This is a genomic window from Limosilactobacillus ingluviei DSM 15946 (assembly GCF_001435775.1).
GTDB classification, from domain to species: Bacteria; Bacillota; Bacilli; order Lactobacillales; family Lactobacillaceae; genus Limosilactobacillus; species Limosilactobacillus ingluviei.
This window is the reverse complement of the sequence record NZ_AZFK01000064.1, coordinates 1-516: the sequence shown is the minus strand read 5'-3', so window position 1 is coordinate 516 and position 516 is coordinate 1. Positions and strand designations below refer to the sequence as shown.

General features: G+C 42.2%; 1 protein-coding gene. It reads left to right on the top strand.

Going from position 1 to position 516, the window contains the following annotated elements:
• On the top strand, nucleotides 1-369 hold a 369-nt coding region (locus FC43_RS07260), incomplete at its 5' end, for a DDE-type integrase/transposase/recombinase (RefSeq protein WP_235807604.1).
• Nucleotides 370-516: the final 147 nt, after the last annotated feature.

Here is a 516-nt window from a genome sequence, read left to right as displayed (position 1 = left end):
CCAACTGAAACGACTCAATCAGCGGTGAAACTATTATCGCTAGCAATTGAACAACGTCAACAGAAACCACGGATGATCCATACTGACCGCGGTTCAGCCTACATCTCCTATGTCTACAATCAGGAACTAAGCCGACGCGGAATCTTACACAGTTACTCGGCTCCTGGAACGCCTGCCGACAATGCGAAAATGGAACATTGGTGGGCGGACTTTAAGAGTATTTGGATGAACCATCAAGCCAAGGCAATGACTTTAGCGGAACTGGAAGTTCAAGTCAAGCAGGGGATCAACTATTTCACTACTAAATTTATTTCAATTAAGCGAAATGACCTGACTGTCGCAGAATACTACGAACAGCAGGCCATTTAAGACTAGCAATTTTTCATTTTTTCAGACTGTCAACTTGACAGGGTACAGTACCAATCCTGTTAGTACCATTTTTGTTAATTAGGATTTTGTATGTACGACGAATTGTCAAACTAAGTGCAACGGTTCTTCAAAAAATACCTCAGATGG